This is a genomic window from Streptomyces sp. LUP47B (assembly GCF_001746295.1).
GTDB lineage: Bacteria > Actinomycetota > Actinomycetes > Streptomycetales > Streptomycetaceae > Streptomyces.
In genome coordinates, this window is record NZ_MJAH01000032.1 from 22,720 (window position 1) to 41,408 (window position 18,689).

Sequence of the window (18,689 nt, forward strand, 5' to 3'; positions counted from 1 at the left end):
TGTGCCATGCCCCTGAGCCATCCCCGCCGCTCGGCGCTGTCCGAGCAGGTCATCGCCGCGCTGCGCAACCAGATCACCTCGGGCGAGTGGCCGGTCGGCTCCCGGATCCCGACCGAGCCCGAACTGGTCGAGCAGCTGGGGGTCGCCCGCAACACCGTCCGCGAGGCGGTCCGCGCGCTCGCGCACAACGGCCTGCTGGACATCCGCCAGGGCTCGGGGACGTACGTCCTGGCCACCAGTGAGCTGGCCGGCGTGATGCACCGCCGGTTCGCCGACGCGGAACCCCGGCACATCGCCGAGCTGCGTTCCACCCTGGAGTCGTCCGCGGCGCGGCTGGCCGCCGAGCGGCGCACCGAGAAGGACCTCAAGCAGCTCGACGCGCTTCTCGTACGACGCGAACAGGCCTGGGGATCGGGCGACACGGAGGCCTTCGTGACCGCGGACGCCACCTTCCACCTGGCCGTGGTGGCCGCCTCCCACAACGACGTGATGACCGAGATGTACGCGGACCTCGGCGAGGTGCTGCGGGACTGGCTGCGTGAGGACGTCGGCGAGGAGCTGACGCCGGAGACCTACATGGACCACGCCCGGCTCGTCGACGCGATCCGCGCGGGCGACGTGGCGGCGGCTGCCGAAGAGGCGGCCGGCTACCCCTTCCTGTGCCGTCCGGGACGGTTCAGCGCGCCAGCTTCCGGTGGCTGACCCACACCGAGCGGACCTCCTTCCAGCACCGGCCGGTCAGCCGCACGGTCTGCGCGGGCCCGGCCTCGACCTCGGCGCCGTCGGTGTCGAGGTCCCACCAGCGGTCGCACTCGATGTGCAGGCGGACGCCGTCGGTGCGCGGATAGGGGTTGTGGCAGTAGGTGGTCACCCGGGAGCCGGTGACACTGCTGCGGCAGGAGGCGCCGAACAGCTCCGAGGCCGCGGCTCGGGGCGCATCCACGCGTGCGTGCGGCTTCGCTTCGTACGGAAAGGAGATCACGAGACAGACGGCTGCGGTCACTGAGGCCAGACTGCGGGACAGGCGCACAAGGGGACCTCCTCGGCCGTGCTGGGGAGGGAATCGCAGGTGAACGCGTAATCCAGCGTGCCCAGTTGCAGGCCGTGCGCGCCCGGCCTGGTAGGCCGAACGGGGGACGCCCCGCTCCCTGGGGGAACGGGGCGTCGACGACGTATGGGAGATCAGGCTCCGATGGCGTGCAGGCCGCCGTCCACGTGGATGATCTCGCCGGTGGTCTTCGGGAACCAGTCGCTCAGCAGGGCGACGATGCCCTTGCCGGCCGGCTCCGGGTCCTTGAGGTCCCACTCCAGCGGGGAGCGGTTGTCCCACACGGCGGCCAGGTCGCTGAAGCCCGGGATGGACTTGGCGGCCATCGAGGCGAGCGGGCCGGCGGAGATGAGGTTGCAGCGGATGTTCTGCTTGCCCAGGTCGCGCGCGACGTACCGGCTGGTGGCCTCCAGGGCGGCCTTGGCCGGGCCCATCCAGTCGTACTGCGGCCAGGCGTACTGCGCGTCGAAGGTGAGGCCGACGACCGAGCCGCCGTTCTGCATCAGCGGCAGGCAGGCCATGGTGAGCGACTTCAGGGAGTACGCCGAGACGTGCATGGCCGTGGCCACGGACTCGAACGGCGTGTTCAGGAAGTTGCCGCCGAGCGCGTCCTGCGGAGCGAAGCCGATGGAGTGCACGACGCCGTCGAGGCCGCCGAGCTCCTCGCCGACGATGTCGGCCAGTCGGCCGAGGTGCTCGTCGTTGGTCACGTCGAGCTCGATGACCTTGGTGGGCTTGGGAAGCTTCCTGGCGATGCGCTCGGTCAGCGTGGGCCGCGGGAACGCGGTCAGGATGATCTCGGCGCCCTGCTCCTGGGCCAGCTTGGCGGCGTGGAAGGCGATGGAGGACTCCATCAGCACACCGGTGATCAGGACGCGCTTGCCCTCGAGAATTCCACTCATGGTGTTCAGTGACCCATTCCCAGTCCGCCGTCAACGGGGATGACGGCTCCAGTGATGTACGAGGCGTCGTCCGAGGCCAGGAACCGCACCGTCGCGGCGACCTCCTCGGGCTGCGCGTAACGGCCGAGCGGCACCTGCTTCACGATGCCCTCGCGCTGCTCGTCGGTGAGCACCTTGGTCATGTCGGTGTCGACGAAGCCGGGCGCGACGACGTTGAAGGTGATGTTGCGCGAGCCCAGCTCACGGGCGAGGGAGCGCGCGAAGCCGACGAGGGCGGCCTTGGAGGCGGCGTAGTTGGCCTGTCCGGGGCCGCCGTAGAGGCCGACGACCGAGGAGATCAGGACGACCCGGCCCTTCTTGGCGCGCAGCATGCCGCGGTTGGCGCGCTTGACCACGCGGAAGGTACCGGTGAGGTTGGTGTCGACGACCGAGGTGAAGTCCTCCTCGGACATCCGCATCAGGAGCTGGTCCTTGGTGATGCCGGCGTTGGCGATCAGGACCTCGACCGGGCCGTGCTCGGCCTCGATCTCCTTGTAGGCCTGCTCCACCTGCTCGGTGTCGGTGATGTCGCACTTGACCGCGAGGAAGCGGGCCGGCGGCTCACCCGAGCGGTACGTGATCGCGACCTTGTCGCCGGCGTCGGCGAATGCTTGGGCGATGGCGAGGCCGATGCCCCGGTTGCCTCCGGTGACGAGAACCGAGCGGCTCAACGGATCACCCTTTCCATAGGGGTCTGACACATCCGCCCGAGCACGTGGATGACAGGCGGCTTCCCCGAAAACCTATCGGGCCGGTCGCTGTCGGGGACATTCGGGCACCGACAGTGGCTTACGGGACTCGCTGTCGGGTCCCTACAGAAAGTTGCCGGCAGCGGTCACAAACGTGTGGTCTGCGCACCGGTCGCCGCGACATGATCGGGGCAGCCCTTCGCCCACCTCATGCCCACAGGAAGAGACCCAGGTGCCTCATACCATCGACGAAGCCTTCACAGCGCTTCCCCTACGTGCCCTCGCCGACGCCGCGCTGGCACGCGCGCGTGCGCTCGGCGCCGAGCACGCGGACTTCCGGTTCGAGCGGGTGCGCAGCGCGTCCTGGCGCCTCAGGGACGCCAAGCCCTCCGGGTCCTCGGACACCACCGACCTCGGGTACGCGGTGCGGGTCGTCCACGGCGGCACCTGGGGCTTCGCGTCCGGCGTGGACCTGACCCTGGACGCCGCCGCCAAGGTCGCCTCGCAGGCCGTGGCCATGGCGAAGCTCTCCGCCCAGGTGATCCGCGCGGCCGGGTCCGACGAGCGTGTGCAGCTGGCCGGGGAGCCCGTGCACGCCGACCGTACGTGGATCTCGTCGTACGAGATCGATCCGTTCTCCGTGCCCGACGAGGAGAAGGCGGCGCTGCTCGCGGACTGGAGCGCTCGGCTGCTGGCGGCGGACGGGGTCAACCACGTCGACGCGTCGCTGCTCACCGTGCACGAGAACAAGTTCTACGCAGACACCGCCGGCACGGTGACCACGCAGCAGCGGGTCCGGCTGCACCCGCAGCTGACCGCGGTGTCCGTCGACGATTCCAGTGGCGAGTTCGACTCGATGCGGACCATCGCGCCGCCGGTCGGCCGCGGCTGGGAGTACCTCACGGGCACCGGCTGGGACTGGGAGAGCGAGCTGGAGCAGATCCCGGAGCTGCTCGCCGAGAAGATGCGGGCGCCCAGTGTCGAGGCGAGCCTGTACGACCTCGTCGTCGACCCGTCGAACCTGTGGCTGACGATCCACGAGTCCATCGGGCACGCCACCGAGCTGGACCGCGCGCTCGGCTACGAGGCGGCCTACGCCGGCACCTCCTTCGCCACCTTCGACCAGCTCGGCAAGCTCAGGTACGGCTCCGAGCTGATGAACGTCACCGGTGACCGCACCGCCGAGCACGGCCTCGCGACCATCGGCTACGACGACGAGGGCGTCGAGGGCCAATCCTGGGACCTGGTGAAGGACGGCACCCTCGTCGGCTACCAGCTGGACCGCCGGATCGCGAAGCTGACGGGGTTCGAGCGCTCCAACGGGTGCGCCTACGCCGACTCCCCCGGGCACGTGCCCGTGCAGCGCATGGCCAACGTGTCGCTCCAGCCCGACCCGGCCGGGATGTCGACCGAGGACCTCATCGGGAGCGTGGACCGCGGCATCTATGTCGTCGGGGACCGGTCCTGGTCGATCGACATGCAGCGCTACAACTTCCAGTTCACCGGCCAGCGGTTCTTCAGGATCGAGAACGGGCGGATCACCGGGCAGCTGCGGGACGTCGCCTACCAGGCGACCACCACCGACTTCTGGGGCTCGATGGCCGCGGTGGGCGGCCCGCAGACCTATGTCCTCGGCGGCGCCTTCAACTGCGGCAAGGCCCAGCCCGGCCAGGTCGCGGCCGTCTCGCACGGCTGCCCGTCGGCCCTCTTCAAGGGCGTCAACATTCTGAACACCACTCAGGAGGCCGGTCGATGAGCGCCCGCACCAACAAGCCGCACGAAATCGTCGAGCGGGCCCTCGCGCTGTCCCGGGCCGACGGCTGTGTCGTGATCGCCGACGAGCAGTCGACCGCCAACCTGCGCTGGGCGGGCAACGCGCTCACCACGAACGGCGTCACGCGCGGGCGCACGCTCACGGTCGTCGCGACCGTCGACGGCAAGGAGGGCACCGCCTCCGGCGTGGTCTCCCGGTCCGCGGTGACCGCGGACGAGCTGGAGCCGCTGGTGCGGGCCGCGGAGGCCGCCGCACGCGGTGCCGCGCCCGCGGAGGACGCCCAGCCGCTGGTCACGGGTGTACCGGAGTCCCCGGACTTCACGGACGCGCCCGCCGAGACCTCCTCGGCGGTCTTCGCCGACTTCGCGCCGGCGCTCGGCGAGTCCTTCGCACGCGCGCGTGCGGGCGGCCGCGAGCTCTACGGCTTCGCCAACCACGAGCTCGTGTCGACGTATGTGGGCACGTCCACGGGGCTGCGGCTGCGCCACGACCAGCCCAACGGCACGCTGGAGCTCAACGCCAAGTCGCCGGACCGGACCCGCTCGGCCTGGGCCGGACGCTCCACCCGGGACTTCAAGGACGTCGACCCGGCGGCGCTGGACGCCGAGCTCGCCGTACGCCTGGGATGGGCCGAGCGGCGCCACCAGCTGCCCGCCGGGCGGTACGAGACGCTGCTGCCGCCGACCGCGGTCGCCGACCTGCTGATCTACCAGCTGTGGTCGGCGTCGGGCCGGGACGCGGCCGAGGGGCGGACGGTGTTCTCCAAGCCGGGCGGCGGCACCCGGGTCGGCGAGCGGCTGACCGAGCTGCCGCTGACCCTGCGCAGCGACCCGAACGAGCCGGGCCTGGAATCCGCGCCCTTCGTGGTCGCGCACTCCTCCGGGGGCGACCAGTCGGTGTTCGACAACGGTCTGCCGGTCGCCGCCACCGACTGGATCCGGCAGGGCGAGCTGGCGCATCTGATGACGACCCGGCACAGCGCGGGCCTGACCGGGCTGCCCGTCGCCCCGGCGGCCGGCAGCCTCGTCCTCGACGGAGGCTCGGACCTGTCGCTGGAGGAGATGGTCGCGAACACCACGCGCGGGCTGCTGCTGACCTGCCTCTGGTACATCCGCGAGGTCGACCCGGCCACCCTGCTGCTCACCGGGCTGACCCGGGACGGCGTGTACCTCGTCGAGAATGGCGAGGTGACCGGCGAGGTCAACAACTTCCGGTTCAACGAGTCGCCGGTCGGCCTGCTGGGGCGGGCGACGGAGGCGGGGCGGACGGAGAAGACGCTGCCGAGGGAGTGGAGCGACTACTTCACCAGGGCCGCGATGCCGGCGCTGCGGGTGCCGGATTTCAATATGAGTTCTGTCAGTCAGGGCGTATAACCTCGTAGCCGGTAGTCACTCGACTGCCCGAGGACCTTTCGAGGAGATACGAGAACCGTGACGGACATCGTCGACGAGCTGAAGTGGCGTGGGCTGTGGGCCCTGTCCACTGACGAGGACGCTTTGCGCAAGGCGCTCGCGGACGGTCCCGTCACGTTCTATTGCGGTTTCGACCCCACGGCGGCCAGCCTGCACGTCGGTCACCTGGTGCAGGTCCTCACCATGCGCCGGCTCCAGCAGGCGGGTCTGCGTCCGCTCGCGCTGGTGGGCGGCGCGACCGGCCAGATCGGCGACCCGCGTCCCACGGCGGAGCGCACGCTGAACGACCCGGAGACGGTCGCGAACTGGGTCTCCCGGCTGCGCTCGCAGATCGAGCCGTTCCTGTCCTTCGAGGGCGAGAACGCCGCGGTCATGGTGAACAACCTGGACTGGACGGCCGGGATGTCGGCCATCGAGTTCCTGCGGGACATCGGCAAGCACTTCCGCGTCAACAAGATGCTCACCAAGGACTCGGTCGCGCGCCGGCTGGAGTCCCAGGAGGGCATCAGCTACACGGAGTTCAGCTACCAGCTGCTCCAGGGCATGGACTTCCTTGAGCTGTACCGGCGGTACGGCTGCACGCTGCAGCAGGGCGGCAGCGACCAGTGGGGCAACCTCACGGCGGGGCTCGACCTGATCCACAAGCTGGAGCCCGAGGCCGAGGCGCACTGTCTCGCGACGCCGCTGATGGTCAAGGCGGACGGCACCAAGTTCGGCAAGACCGAGGGCGGCGCCGTCTGGCTCGACCCGGAGATGACGACGCCGTACGCGTTCTACCAGTTCTGGCTGAACGTGGACGACCGGGACATCTCGACGTACCTGCGCATCCTGTCCTTCCGGTCCCGCGAGGAGCTCGAGGAGCTGGAGAAGCAGACCGAGGAGCGTCCGCAGGCCCGGGCCGCGCAGCGGGCGCTGGCGGAGGAGCTGACGACGCTGGTGCACGGCGCCGACCAGACGGCCGCCGTGATCGCCGCGAGCCGTGCCCTGTTCGGGCAGGGTGAGCTGGCGGAGCTGGACGAGAAGACGCTGACCGCGGCGCTCTCGGAGGTGCCGCACATCCGGGTCGCCGAGCTCGGTGCCGTCGTGGATCTGTTCGCGGAGGTGGGACTCGTGGCCAGCAAGTCGGCCGCGCGGCGGACGGTGAAGGAGGGCGGGGCCTACGTGAACAACGTCAAGGTGTCGGCCGAGGACGCGGTGGTCGCCAAGGAGGACCTGCTTCACGGTCGCTGGCTGGTGCTGCGCCGGGGCAAGAAGAACCTGGCCGCGGTCGAGGTCACCTCGGCCTAGGTCCTGAGCACGGCAGAAGGGGGCGCCTCTCCCGAGGGAGGGCGCCCCTTCGTCGTACGGCTCTCAGGTCCGCCGCTGTTTCCTCTTGCCCAGCGTCGCCATGTAGAGCATGTCGCCGAAGCCGACGATGATGATCGCGGCGATGAGCTGGAAGACGTGGCGGCTCCAGTCGATGCCGGGGGTCTCGTCCACGCCGAACCCGCGTGCCATGGCGTTGCCGGCGACGGCGCCGAGCATGCCGAAGATGGTGGTCAGCCAGAGGGGGCTGTGCTGTTTCCCGGGGATGATCGCCTTCGCGATGAGGCCCAGCACGAATCCCACGATGATCGCCCACAACCAGCCCATGGCTGCCTCCTCGTGCGGCTCGACGTGAGCATTACGGCAAGTGTCGGTCCGTTCGGGCTACGCCGCATGCCGGGCACGGCCGTACGTGCCGGGAGCGAGCCCGTTCGCCCAGGCGGGAGGTGCCCCGGTCTCGTAGACGGCGCAGACGCGGCGTAACGTGGAAGCTGTCCGGGCCCGGTACCTCCACCGGGTACGGAGTGGTTGCGGGGAACGGGGAGAGTCCGATGCGGGCGGATGGTGGAATGTGATGCGGAAGCAGCATGGCGGCGGCAGCGCCCAGGTGTTCCGGATCACCGGAGCCAGGACGAGCCTTCAGGAGGACGTGCGCGGACGTCAGCGCCGGTACGTCATCTCGATGACGGTGCGTACGATTTCCGTGGTGCTCGCGGCCACGCTCTGGAACGTCGAACGGCATGTCGCGATCGTGGCGCTGGTGCTCGGGGCGGTTCTGCCCTATATCGCCGTCGTCATCGCCAACGCGGGGCGGGAGAACGCGCCCTCACTGCCGACGACCTTCGTGACCGCACCGACCCCGCCGATGATCATGCCGCCGCGAGCCGATGACGACTTCGCGGAACCCGTGCCGGAAGGCGGTGCGGGCGGGGCGGCGTCGGGTGCGCGGGGGGAACCGCGCGAGCGGACGTGACAGGTGTTCCCGGCACCAAGCTCAAGAAAAGCTCAGATCAATCATGTTGTTCCAGTGCCGGGCCAAGGGTTACCCGTGACATACTTCGTACGCGCTCCGCATCCCCCGTCGGAGCGACAGACCGACGCCGGGCAGCTCCCCCCGTGGCTGCTCGGCGTCGCCTTTTCCCCCCGCTTGTGAGACGAAATCCGTGAGTGACGAGACCCCGATCTGCTCCGCGAAGGGCTGCCGCGAAGACGCCGAGTGGGTGCTCGCGTGGAACAACCCGAAGATCCACACGCCGGAGCGGCGCAAGACGTGGCTGGCCTGTGAGGAGCACCGGGAGCATCTGTCGCAGTTCCTCGGGGTGCGGGGCTTCCTCAAGGATGTCGTGAAGTTCGAGGACTGGAAGGCGCCCGAAGGGGCCTAGCCCTAGCCGCCGATCGCCGACATGGGCCGGTCCGGCTGGACGAACGTCGGGTCGTCCAGGCCCGCTCCCGCCTTCTTGCCCCACATCGCCTCGCGCCAGATTCGGGCGACCTCCTCGTCACCGGCGTCGGAGCGCAGTGCCGCTCGGAGGTCCGTCTCCTCGCGGGCGAAGAGGCAGTTGCGTACCTGGCCGTCGGCTGTGAGGCGGGTGCGGTCGCAGGCCGCGCAGAACGGGCGGGTGACGGAGGCGATGACACCCACTACGTGAGGACCGCCGTTCACTGTCCAGCGTTCCGCGGGGGCTGAGCCGCGCTTCTCCGAGCCCTCCTCGGTGAGGTCGAACCGGGTGCGCAGGGAGGTCAGGATGTCCCCGGCGGTGATCATGCCGTCGCGCTTCCAGCCGTGCTGGGCGTCCAGGGGCATCTGTTCGATGAAGCGCAGCTCGTAGTCGTGCTCCACGGCCCAGGCGAGGAGGTCGGGGGCCTCGTCGTCGTTCAGGCCGGGCATCAGGACGGAGTTGACCTTGACCGGGGTCAGGCCCGCCTCGCGGGCGGCGTCCAGGCCCTCCAGGACGTCCTGGTGGCGGTTGCGGCGGGTGAGGGTCTTGAAGACGTCCGGACGCAGGGTGTCCAGGGAGACGTTGACCCGGTCCAGGCCGGCGGCCTTCAGGGCTTTCGCCGTGCGCTTGAGGCCGATGCCGTTGGTGGTGAGGGACATCTGGGGGCGCGGCTCAAGAGCCGCGACGCGCTCGACGATGCCGACCAGGCCGGGGCGCAGCAGGGGCTCACCGCCGGTGAAGCGGACCTCCTCGATCCCGAGGGAGGTCACGGCTATGTCGATCAGGCGGACGATCTCGTCGTCGGTGAGCAGATCGGGCTTGGCCAGCCACTGCAGGCCCTCTTCCGGCATGCAGTACGTGCACCGCAGATTGCAGCGGTCGGTCAGCGAGACTCTCAGGTCGGTGGCCACCCGGCCGTAGGTGTCGATGAGCACGTGGGCCCCCTCCCTCGTCGCGGATCAGTGCCGACTCCATCGGTTTCCGTCACTTGCGAGCCTACGTGACGTCGCTGACAACGACAGTGCCCGATCCCACGACGTACGAAGCGGCCGTGTCGTAGAGATCTACGACACGGCCGCTCCGGGGGCGTGTCAGTGGGCGCCGGTACCGGTCAGCGACCGGACCTCCAGCTCCGCGTACTTGCCCTTGTCCGGCTCCTCCTTGGAGAGGTAGGTGCCGATGATGCCGAGCAGAAAACCGACCGGGATCGAGATGAGACCCGGGTTCTCCAGCGGGAACCAGTGGAAGTCGACGTCCGGGAACATCGAGGTGGGCTTGCCGGAGACGACCGGCGAGAACAGCACCAGGCCGACCGCCGTGACGAGGCCGCCGTAGATCGACCACAGGGCCCCGGAGGTGGTGAACCGCTTCCAGAAGAGGCTGTAGATGATCGTCGGCAGGTTCGCCGAGGCGGCGACCGCGAAGGCGAGCGCGACGAGGCCTGCGACGTTGAGGTCGCGGGCGAGGGCGCCCAGCAGGATGGAGACCGCGCCGATCCCGACGGTCGCCCAGCGGGCCGCGCTCATCTCCTGCTTCTCTGTGGCCTGACCGCGCTTGATGACGTTCGCGTAGATGTCGTGCGCGAAGGACGACGACGAGGCCAGGGTGAGGCCGGCGACGACCGCGAGGATCGTCGCGAAGGCGACCGCCGAGATGGTGGCCAGCAGGATCGCGCCCCAGTTGGAGTCGACGCCGCCCAGATGCAGTGCCAGCAGTGGCGCCGCCGTGTTGCCCGCCTTGTTGGAGGCGATGATCTCGTCCGGCTTGATCAGGGCCGCGGCGCCGAAGCCGAGGGCGAGGGTCATCAGGTAGAAGGCGCCGATGAGGCCGATGGCCCAGATGACCGACTTACGGGCGGCCTTGGCGGTGGGCACCGTGTAGAAGCGGATCAGGATGTGCGGCAGGCCGGCGGTGCCGAGGACCAGGGCGATGCCGAGCGAGATGAAGTCCAGCTTGGTGGTGCCCGTGGCGCCGTACTTCAGACCGGGCTCCAGGAAGGCCGCGCCCTTGCCGCTGTTGTCGGCGGCGGAGCCGAGGAGGTCGGAGACGTTGAAGTCGAACTTCAGCAGCACCAGGAAGGTCAGCAGCAGGGCGCCCACGATCAGGAGCACGGCCTTGACCATCTGAACCCAGGTGGTGCCCTTCATGCCGCCGATGGTGACGTACACGATCATCAGGACGCCGACCAGGGCGACGATGCCGATCTTGCCGCCGTCGCTGGTGATGCCGAGCAGCAGGGAGACCAGGACGCCGGCGCCGGCCATCTGGGCCAGCAGGTAGAAGATCGAGACCACGATGGTGGAGGTGCCGGCCGCCGTGCGGACCGGGCGCTGGCGCATCCGGTACGCGAGGACGTCGCCCATCGTGTACCGGCCGGAGTTGCGCAGCGGTTCGGCGACCAGGAGCAGGGCGACGAGCCAGGCGACCAGGAAGCCGATGGAGTAAAGGAAGCCGTCGTAGCCGAAGAGGGCGATGGCGCCCGCGATGCCGAGGAAGGACGCGGCGGACATGTAGTCGCCGGAGACGGCGAGGCCGTTCTGGAAGCCGGTGAACTGGCGGCCGCCCGCGTAGAAGTCGGAGGCGTCCTTGGTCTGTCGTCCGGCCCAGATCGTGATGACGAGGGTGGCGAGGACGAAGACCGCGAACAGGCTGATGATCAGCCCTCGGTGCTCGCTGGCCTCGCCGGCCGCCAGGGTGATCGCGGGGCTCATGCGCCGCCCTCCATCCGGGACTTGATCGCCTCGGCCTTGGGGTCGAAGCGGGCGGCAGCGGTGCGCGCGTACCACCAGGCGATGAGGAACGTGGTGAGGAACTGGGCGAGGCCCAGGACCAGCGCGATGTTGATGTTGCCGACGACCTTGGTGCCCATGAAGTCGCCCGCGTAGTTGGACAGCAGGACGTACAGCAGGTACCAGGCGATGAAGCCGACGGTCAGCGGAAAGGCGAAGGAGCGGTAGGAGCGGCGCAGTTCACCGAACTCAGCGCTCTCCTGCACCTCGGTGAACTCCTCGGTGGTGGGGAGTTTGTGGGTCTCTTTCGAGGGTGGCGGTGCGTCGGTGGCCACGGAGTCTCCTCGCGTTGCGGGTGCGGTTGTGACGGGGTTCGGGCGCGAGTGTCCTCGCGTTCCCTGCCCAAGGTCACGGCGGCACGCTCGGACCGGTTCAACTCGCTTTGCTTCTTTCCGAACTCACCTTGGGGAAGTCATTGCTGGCCAGCGACTTCGGGAGATAGCTTCGGCCTGCACCACCCGTCATGTACCTGCCCGAGCGACACCTGTGTCTCGGGCCGGTTTCGTTTCCGGATGATGTGGAGACCCCATGTCCCAGCCGCGTTCCAGACCTTCGAGACGTTCGATACGTTCAAGAAGGCGTCTCGCGCTCGCCGTGCCCGTCGTGCTGTCCCTCACGGCCTCGCTCGGCTTCCTGCCCTCGGCGGCCTCGGCCGCTCCTGCCACGGGGTCCGTGGCACAGGCAGCGGACGCGACGAACCTGTCGTACGTCGTCAACACCAAGGTGGACCACCGCACGATCGCGTCGGTGCGGAAGGCGATATCGGCGGCCGGCGGCACCGTCGTGATCGCGTACGAGAAGATCGGCGTGATCGTCGTCCACTCGTCCGCGCCGGACTTCGCCCAGAAGATCCGCAAGGCACGCGGGGTGCAGTCGGCCGGTGCCACCCGCACCTCGCCGCTGACCCCGGCGGGCACGACCGACGAGGGCGCGGTCCAGGTGCTGTCGGACGCGCAGGCCGCGAAGCTCACGAAGGCCTCGGCCGCCACGCCGGACAGCGAGCCCCTCGAGGCCGACCAGTGGGACCTGCGGGCGATGGGCGCCGACAAGGCCGCCAAGATCAACCCGGGCAGCCGCAAGGTGACCGTCGCCGTGATCGACACCGGCGTCGACGACACCCACCCCGACATCGCGCCGAACTTCTCCGCCGCGCAGTCGGCCAACTGCGACGGTGGTGTCCCGGACACCACCGCTGGTGCCTGGCGGCCGTACACCGCGGACGACTACCACGGCACGCACGTGGCCGGTGAGATCGCCGCGGCCCGCAACGGTGTCGGTGTGGCCGGTGTCGCGCCCGGCGTGAAGGTGTCGGCCATCAATGTGACCGACCGGAGCAACGGCCTCTTCTACCCGGAGAGCGTCGTGTGCGCTTTCGTGTTCGCCGCCGACCACGGCGTCGAGATCACGAACAACAGCTACTACGTTGATCCCTGGCTGTACAACTGCATGGACGACCCCGATCAGCGGGCCATTGTTGATTCGGTCAACAGGGCGCAGCTGTACGCGCAACACAAGGGCACGCTCAGCCTGGCATCGGCGGGCAACTCCAACGACGACCTGGACTCCGACGCGCTCGTCGACGCCTCCAGCCCCGACGACTCCACCGCGGTGGAGCGCACCGTCGATCCGCACGAGTGCTTCGACGTGCCGACACAGCTGCCCGGTGTCGTCACGGTCAGCGCGACGGGCGTCAAGAACCTCAAGTCGTACTACTCCTCGTACGGCAAGGGCGTCATCGACGTCGCGGCCCCCGGTGGCGACCGGCTCTACCAGATCCCGGACACGCCGTCGCAGAACGGCCGCATCCTGTCCACCCTGCCGAACGGCCAGTACGGCTTCCTGCAGGGCACCTCGATGGCCTCGCCGCACGCCGCGGGCGTCGCCGCGCTGCTGAAGTCGACGCATCCCAAGGCGAGCCCGGCCCAACTGCAGGCGCTGCTCAAGGCGCAGGCGGACGCCACCGGCTGCCCGGCCTCCTACGACCAGGACGGCGACGGCACACAGGACGCGGTGTGCGAGGGCGGCACCCGGGCCAACGGGTTCTACGGCTTCGGCATCGTCAACGCGCTGCGCGCGGTCAAGTGACCTCCCCGCACCGCTTGTCCCGCATACGAACTGGAGAGAGTCTCATCATGACAGGGCCCCACCCGCGCCATCGGCGCGCGCTCGCGCTCCCGCTCGGTATGGCCATGGCGACAGCCATGGCGTTCCTCCCGGGCGCCACGGCGTCCGCGGCCGGCCTGCCCGGCAGCTCGGCCGGTGTCACCGGTGCCGTCAGCGATGTCCTCGCCTCCGCCGACGCGGACGGCACGGCGCTCAGCTACGTCGTCAACGTCCGTCCCGGGCACGGTCCTTCCACCCAGGTGAAGAAGGCCATCGCCGCGGCCGGCGGCACGATCGTGACGTCGTACGACCAGATCGGCGTGATCGTCGTCCACTCGTCGAACGCCGACTTCGCCAGGACGATCCGCAAGGTCCGCGGGGTCGAGTCGGCCGGCAACACGCGCAACGCGCCGCTGCCCGCGCAGTCGACGACCGACGAGGGGACGCCCAAGGCGCTCAACTCGGCGCAGCTGGCCGCCGCACAGGCCGCCGCCGACGCCGGCCAGGACCCGCTGGAGTCGTTGCAGTGGGACCTGCCCGCCATCAAGGCGGACAAGGCGCACGAGAAGTCGCTCGGCAGCAGCAAGGTGACCGTCGCCGTGATCGACACCGGCGTGGACGACACCCACCCCGACCTCGCGCCGAACTTCGACCGGGCCGCGTCGGTCAACTGCGTGACGGGCAAGCCGGACACCACCGACGGGGCATGGCGACCGAGCGCCGCGGAGAGCCCGCACGGCACGCACGTGGCAGGTGAGATCGCGGCCGCCAAGAACGGCGTCGGTATGACGGGGGTCGCGCCCGGCGTGAAGGTGGCGGGCATCAAGGTGGCGACCACCGACGGCTACTTCTACACGGAGGCCGTGGTCTGCGGCTTCGTGTGGGCGGCCACGCACGGGGTCGACGTCACCAACAACAGCTATTACACCGACCCGTGGTACTTCAACTGCACCGACGACCAGGACCAGAAGGCCCTCGTGGACGCCATCACCCGGGCCTCGCGGTACGCGGAGAAGAAGGGCGTGGTCAACGTCGCCGCGGCCGGCAACGAGAACTACGACCTCGCGGCCGACGAGATCACCGACCCGGTCTCGCCGAACGACGGCACGCCCTCGGACCGGGTGATCGACCCGTCGAAGTGCTTCGACATACCGACCCAGCTGCCGGGTGTCGTGACGGTCGCGGCGACCGGCGCCAAGGGCATCAAGTCGTCCTTCTCCAACCACGGCCTGGGTGTCATCGACGTCGCCGCGCCCGGCGGTGACTCGACGGCGTACCAGACGCCTGCGCCGCCCGCGACCAGCGGACTCATCCTGGGTACGCTGCCCGGCGGCAAGTGGGGCTACATGGCCGGTACGTCGATGGCCTCGCCGCACGTCGCGGCCGTGGCCGCCCTGATCAAGTCGACGCACCCGTACGCCCCGCCGGCCCTGGTGAAGGCGCTGCTGTACGCCGAGGCCGACGCCACGCCGTGCACGGATCCCTACGACATCAACGGCGACGGCAAGGTCGACGCGGTGTGCGAGGGATCCAAGAACCGCAACGGCTTCTACGGCTGGGGCACGGTGGACGCACTGGACGCGGTGACGAAGTAGCAGTGAAGGACGATCAAGGTCCCTCCATATATTGATTGCGTCAATACTGCATAGTGCAGTCATGACGGGAATCAAGTTTGTGGTGCGGGAGGGCGCTCTGCAGGGGCGCCTTCCCGCACAGCAGCTGGCGCGGACCTGTGTGGGCGAGTGCGCACTGGCCGCCGCCGAACTGGGGGCGCTGCGGGCCGGGCTCGCCGAGGTGCCGGCGGTGCGGGTGGACGACGGTGCGGTCGCCACCGCTTTCCTGAGCGAACGTCATCTGTTGATCAATGGTCGCGCTCCGGTCAACTTCGCGCCGCTCTCCCGGTTCTGGCGCACGGCGGACGGATGGGTCCGCACGCACGCGAACTATCCGCACCACCGCGCGCGGCTGCTCCGGACGCTGGGCGTGCCTGAGGACCCGGCGGCCGTGGAGGCGGCGCTGGCCGAGCGGTCCGCCCTGGACGTCGAGGAAGCCGTGTACGCGGCCGGGGGTCTCGCCGTCGCCCTGCGCTCTCCCGAGTAGTGGGCCGCGCACCCGCAGGCGGCCGAGGTGGCGAAACGGCCGCTGGTCGAGCGGGGGCGGCTGGACACGGCACGCGCGCGTGCGTTCGCGCCGGTCGGTACCTCTCCCCTGCTGCCGGCCGCAGGCCTGCACGTCCTGGACCTGACGCGGGTTCTCGCGGGACCGGTCGCCACCCGCACCCTCGCCCTGCTCGGCGCCTACGTCCTGCGCCTGGACGCGCCCCAGCTGCCCGAACTGCCGGACCAGCACGCCGACACGGGCTTCGGGAAACGGTCGGCGACGCTCGACCTGGCCGCCGACCGGCGGACGTTCGAGGAACTGCTCGCGGCGGCGGACGTGGTCGTCACCGGATACCGGCCGGGCGCGCTGGACCGGTTCGGACTGTCACCCGAGGCGCTGGCGGAGCGGCGGCCCGGGGTGGTCGTGGCGCAGTTGTCGGCGTGGGGCGGATACGGGCCATGGCATGAACGGCGAGGCTTCGACAGCCTCGTGCAGGCGGCCACCGGGATCGCGGTGCTGGAGGGTTCACCGGATCGGCCGGGCGCGCTGCCCGCGCAGGCCCTCGACCACGGGACGGGTTATCTGCTGGCGGCAGCCGTGCTGCGGGCGCTGATCGAGCAGTCGTACGAGGGCGGGAGCCGGTTCGTGCGGCTGGCGCTGGCACGGACGGCCCAGTGGCTGACCGACGGCATGGACGGGAGCGCGGCGGTTGACGCCGTGAGCGAGCCGTACGACGGCCCCGATCCCTGGTTGGCGGAGACGGACAGCGCGCTCGGGCGGCTGCGGTACGCCCTCTCGCCGGTCTCCTTCGAGGGCGGTCCTGCGGACTGGGCTCGGCCGCCGGTGCCGTGGGGCACGGATGCCGCGCGCCTGCGCTGAGCGGGCCGGAACCGAGCGCGGCGCCGGGAACGTACCTATGGGTGGAATGCCTTGCCACCACTTGTTTCGCTGCAGTTGCCCGGTTCTGTCCGTTGTGGTCAAGATCGTGGGGTGACCTTGATAAGACCCACCTCCGAGGCGACCGACGCGGGGGGCCCCACCCGGCGTCCCGGCACCGGCCGGGCGGTCGCCGTCCTTGTCCTGGCGGTACTGGCCATGGCGATACCCCTGTTCGGGCCGTCCGCCGCGCTGCACGGCACCGGGGAAGCCGCCGCGCCCGGGGCCGGCGGGGTGGCCCTCTTGCGGGCGGTGCTGTTCGCGGCGCTGTGTGTGCCGCTGGGCGAGCTGTTCGTGGGCCTGCTGGCCCGCTCCGTGCCCGATGCCCCGACGGACGTGCCGCGCTCCTGGGCCCCGTATGCGGCCGCCGCCGGTTTTCTCGCCGCGCTGGGTCTGGCGTCGGTCGTGGCGACCGGCAATCTGGTACCGCACAGCCTCTCCGAGATCAATATCGGCGGCCTGTACGAGTCCCGGGACGGCAAGTTGGCGCTCCTGGAGGTCAACGCGTTCCTGGTGGCCGGCCTCTGCGCCCGCTCTGCCCGCCCGGCCACCCAGGTGTGGCCCCTGGCGGCCGTGGTCGTGGCGGAGGCCCTGCGCGCGCATCCCCCGACCCAACAAGGTCCGCTGACCGGCTCCGGACTGACGCTGGTTCATCTGACGTGCGCGGCGCTGTGGGCGGGCGGACTGCTGCGGGTGCTGCGGACGCTGCGCCGCTGGGGCCCCGGGGAGCCGGGCTCGGCGCTGCTCGGGCTCTACGCGCGCGTGGCGGCCGTTCTGCTCGCCGCCATCACCGCGACCGGTGTGTGGAGTTCGCTGCGCCGGATGCCGCCCGGCACGATTCTGGACCAGCTGACGGACACGGCCTACGGGCGCACGCTGCTCGCCAAGGTGCTCCTCGTGGCGGTCGTCGCCGCTCTCGCCCTGTGGGCCCGGATCCGGCTGCGCCGCGCCCCCACGTCGCTGACCGCCTGCGCCCCCGCACGTGCGGAGGTCGTCGCCCTGGGGCTCGTGGTCGTGGTGTCGGGGCTGCTGACGGCGCTGCCGCTGCCGATCCGCTGGTGAAAGCCGCCTGGTGAGCGCTAGTTGGTGACGAGGACCTTGAGGGCGGTGCGCTCGTCCATCGCCTTGTAGCCGTCGGGGACGCCTTCCAGGTCGACGGTCATGTCGAAGACGGGTGAGGCGTCGACGGTGCCGTCCAGGACGTCGGGGAGCAGCTCGGGGATGTAGGCACGGACCGGCGCCACCCCGCCGCGCAGCGCGATGTTCCGGTCGAACAGGACACCGAGGTCGACGCCGGTGCCGCTGCCGTGCGGCACACCGACGAAGCCGATGGCACCGCCGTCGCGGGTGATGCCGACAGCCGTCCGCATGGACTGCTCGGTGCCGACGGCCTCGACGACGGCGTGCGCGCCCTGGCCGCGGGTGAGTTCGCGGACGGCCTCGACGGCCGCGTCCCCGCGCTCGGCGACGACGTCGGTGGCGCCGAAGCGGCGCGCGAGGTCGGTGCGGACCTGGTGACGGCCCAGGGCGATGATCCGTTCGGCGCCGAGCCGCTTGGCCGCGAGCACCGCGCACAGGCCGACGGCCCCGTCGCCGACGACGGCGACCGTGGCGCCCGGGCGGGCTCCGGCGCCGAGGGCCGCGTGGTGGCCGGTGCCCAGGACGTCGGAGAGGGTCAGCAGGGAGGACAGCAGGCGGTCGTCGGAAGCCGCCTCCTTCGGCAGCCGTACGAGGGTGCCGTCGGCGAAGGGGACGCGCACGGCCTCACCCTGGCCGCCGTCGTAGCCGACGGACCCCCAGAATCCGCCGTGCTCGCAGGAGGTGGTCAGTCCCTCGCGGCAGTAGTCGCAGACGCCGTCGGACCACATGAAGGGCGCGACGACGAGGTCACCGCGGCGGACCGTACCGACCTCCGAGCCGGTCTCCTCCACGAAGCCGAGGAACTCGTGGCCAATCCGCTGCCCCGGCTTCCGGGCCGCCTCTCCGCGATAGGCCCACAGGTCACTGCCGCAGATGCAGGCGCGCAGCACCCGGAGCACGGCGTCGGTCGGCAGCTGCACCACGGGCTCGGGCACGTCCTCCACGCGCATGTCGTAGGGGGCGTGGATGGTGGTGGCGCGCATGGCGAGGGTCCTTCTCGTGCGAGTGCGTGG

General features: G+C 70.3%; 17 protein-coding genes and 1 pseudogene. 10 read left to right on the forward strand and 8 right to left on the reverse strand.

All coding sequences use genetic code 11. The features are described from left to right. The first annotated feature begins 6 nt into the window (after nt 1–6). Nucleotides 7–702, forward strand: coding sequence for a FadR/GntR family transcriptional regulator (locus tag BFN33_RS47325; RefSeq protein ID WP_069766419.1), 696 nt, complete (start codon nt 7–9; stop codon nt 700–702). Here BFN33_RS47325 and BFN33_RS47330 read toward each other — a convergent pair. From BFN33_RS47330 to fabG, 3 genes are all read right to left on the reverse strand, one after another. Further along, nucleotides 677–1,030, reverse strand: a complete 354-nt coding sequence (locus BFN33_RS47330) for a hypothetical protein (protein ID WP_069766420.1) — start codon at nt 1,028–1,030, stop codon at nt 677–679. The two genes, BFN33_RS47325 and BFN33_RS47330, sit on opposite strands and share 26 nt — an antisense overlap. A gap of 152 nt (nt 1,031–1,182) precedes the next feature. Next, nucleotides 1,183–1,950, reverse strand: a complete 768-nt coding sequence (gene fabI, locus BFN33_RS47335; RefSeq protein WP_057618187.1) for an enoyl-ACP reductase FabI — start codon at nt 1,948–1,950, stop codon at nt 1,183–1,185. Nucleotides 1,951–1,955: 5 nt separating this feature from the next. Continuing rightward, nucleotides 1,956–2,660 (reverse strand): 3-oxoacyl-[acyl-carrier-protein] reductase, encoded by a 705-nt coding sequence (fabG, locus tag BFN33_RS47340; RefSeq protein ID WP_069766421.1) that lies wholly within the window; start codon nt 2,658–2,660, stop codon nt 1,956–1,958. A gap of 250 nt (nt 2,661–2,910) precedes the next feature. Between fabG and BFN33_RS47345 the strand changes: the two genes are divergently transcribed. The 3 genes from BFN33_RS47345 to tyrS are packed head-to-tail and all read left to right on the forward strand — an operon-like array spanning nt 2,911 to nt 7,151. Then, nucleotides 2,911–4,434, forward strand: coding sequence for a TldD/PmbA family protein (locus tag BFN33_RS47345; protein ID WP_069766422.1), 1,524 nt, complete (start codon nt 2,911–2,913; stop codon nt 4,432–4,434). Then, a complete protein-coding gene (locus BFN33_RS47350) occupies nt 4,431–5,825 on the forward strand; it encodes a metallopeptidase TldD-related protein (RefSeq protein ID WP_062038808.1) in 1,395 nt (464 codons plus the stop codon). The genes BFN33_RS47345 and BFN33_RS47350 overlap by 4 nt, the downstream gene beginning before the upstream one ends. 57 nt (nt 5,826–5,882) lie before the next feature. Further along, nucleotides 5,883–7,151 carry a tyrosine--tRNA ligase gene (tyrS, locus tag BFN33_RS47355; protein WP_069766423.1) on the forward strand — a complete coding sequence of 423 codons (1,269 nt, stop codon included), beginning with the start codon at nt 5,883–5,885 and terminating at the stop codon, nt 7,149–7,151. Between the two features lie 63 nt (nt 7,152–7,214). On the opposite strand, the gene BFN33_RS47360 is transcribed toward tyrS, so the two are convergent. Continuing rightward, on the reverse strand, nt 7,215–7,496 hold the full coding sequence (locus BFN33_RS47360) for a GlsB/YeaQ/YmgE family stress response membrane protein (RefSeq protein ID WP_069766424.1): 282 nt from the start codon (nt 7,494–7,496) through the stop codon (nt 7,215–7,217). Nucleotides 7,497–7,743: 247 nt separating this feature from the next. Here BFN33_RS47360 and BFN33_RS47365 point away from each other — a divergent pair, with 247 nt between their 5' ends. After that, a complete protein-coding gene (locus BFN33_RS47365; RefSeq protein ID WP_176742658.1) occupies nt 7,744–8,142 on the forward strand; it encodes a DUF3099 domain-containing protein in 399 nt (132 codons plus the stop codon). Nucleotides 8,143–8,332: 190 nt separating this feature from the next. Beyond that, nucleotides 8,333–8,551 (forward strand): hypothetical protein, encoded by a 219-nt coding sequence (locus BFN33_RS47370; RefSeq protein WP_069766426.1) that lies wholly within the window; start codon nt 8,333–8,335, stop codon nt 8,549–8,551. A 2-nt stretch (nt 8,552–8,553) separates the two neighbouring features. Here the strand turns inward: BFN33_RS47370 and moaA are convergent, their stop codons facing one another. From moaA to BFN33_RS47385, 3 genes are all read right to left on the reverse strand, one after another. Then, nucleotides 8,554–9,543 carry a GTP 3',8-cyclase MoaA gene (moaA, locus tag BFN33_RS47375; protein WP_069766427.1) on the reverse strand — a complete coding sequence of 330 codons (990 nt, stop codon included), beginning with the start codon at nt 9,541–9,543 and terminating at the stop codon, nt 8,554–8,556. 156 nt (nt 9,544–9,699) lie between these two features. Next, the gene (locus tag BFN33_RS47380) at nt 9,700–11,319 is read right to left on the reverse strand and encodes a cation acetate symporter (RefSeq protein WP_069766428.1); all 1,620 of its coding nucleotides are present in this window, start codon (nt 11,317–11,319) and stop codon (nt 9,700–9,702) included. After that, nucleotides 11,316–11,672, reverse strand: coding sequence for a DUF485 domain-containing protein (locus BFN33_RS47385; RefSeq protein ID WP_057618197.1), 357 nt, complete (start codon nt 11,670–11,672; stop codon nt 11,316–11,318). Before BFN33_RS47385 ends, BFN33_RS47380 begins: the two co-directional genes overlap by 4 nt. Nucleotides 11,673–11,925: 253 nt before the next feature. Between BFN33_RS47385 and BFN33_RS47390 the strand changes: the two genes are divergently transcribed. The 4 genes and pseudogenes from BFN33_RS47390 to BFN33_RS47405 all read left to right on the forward strand — a co-directional run bounded on the left by BFN33_RS47390 (nt 11,926) and on the right by BFN33_RS47405 (nt 17,598). After that, nucleotides 11,926–13,482, forward strand: coding sequence for a S8 family serine peptidase (locus tag BFN33_RS47390; RefSeq protein ID WP_069766429.1), 1,557 nt, complete (start codon nt 11,926–11,928; stop codon nt 13,480–13,482). Nucleotides 13,483–13,529: 47 nt separating this feature from the next. After that, nucleotides 13,530–15,095: a S8 family serine peptidase gene (locus tag BFN33_RS47395; protein WP_069766430.1), complete on the forward strand. Its 1,566-nt coding sequence runs from the start codon at nt 13,530–13,532 to the stop codon at nt 15,093–15,095. Nucleotides 15,096–15,156: 61 nt separating this feature from the next. Continuing rightward, nucleotides 15,157–16,479 (forward strand): annotated as a pseudogene (locus BFN33_RS47400) (CoA transferase). Between the two features lie 111 nt (nt 16,480–16,590). Beyond that, a complete protein-coding gene (locus BFN33_RS47405) occupies nt 16,591–17,598 on the forward strand; it encodes a CopD family protein (RefSeq protein ID WP_069766431.1) in 1,008 nt (335 codons plus the stop codon). Nucleotides 17,599–17,615: 17 nt separating this feature from the next. Here BFN33_RS47405 and BFN33_RS47410 read toward each other — a convergent pair whose 3' ends face one another. Next, a complete protein-coding gene (locus BFN33_RS47410; protein WP_069766432.1) occupies nt 17,616–18,659 on the reverse strand; it encodes a zinc-dependent alcohol dehydrogenase family protein in 1,044 nt (347 codons plus the stop codon). Nucleotides 18,660–18,689: the final 30 nt, after the last annotated feature.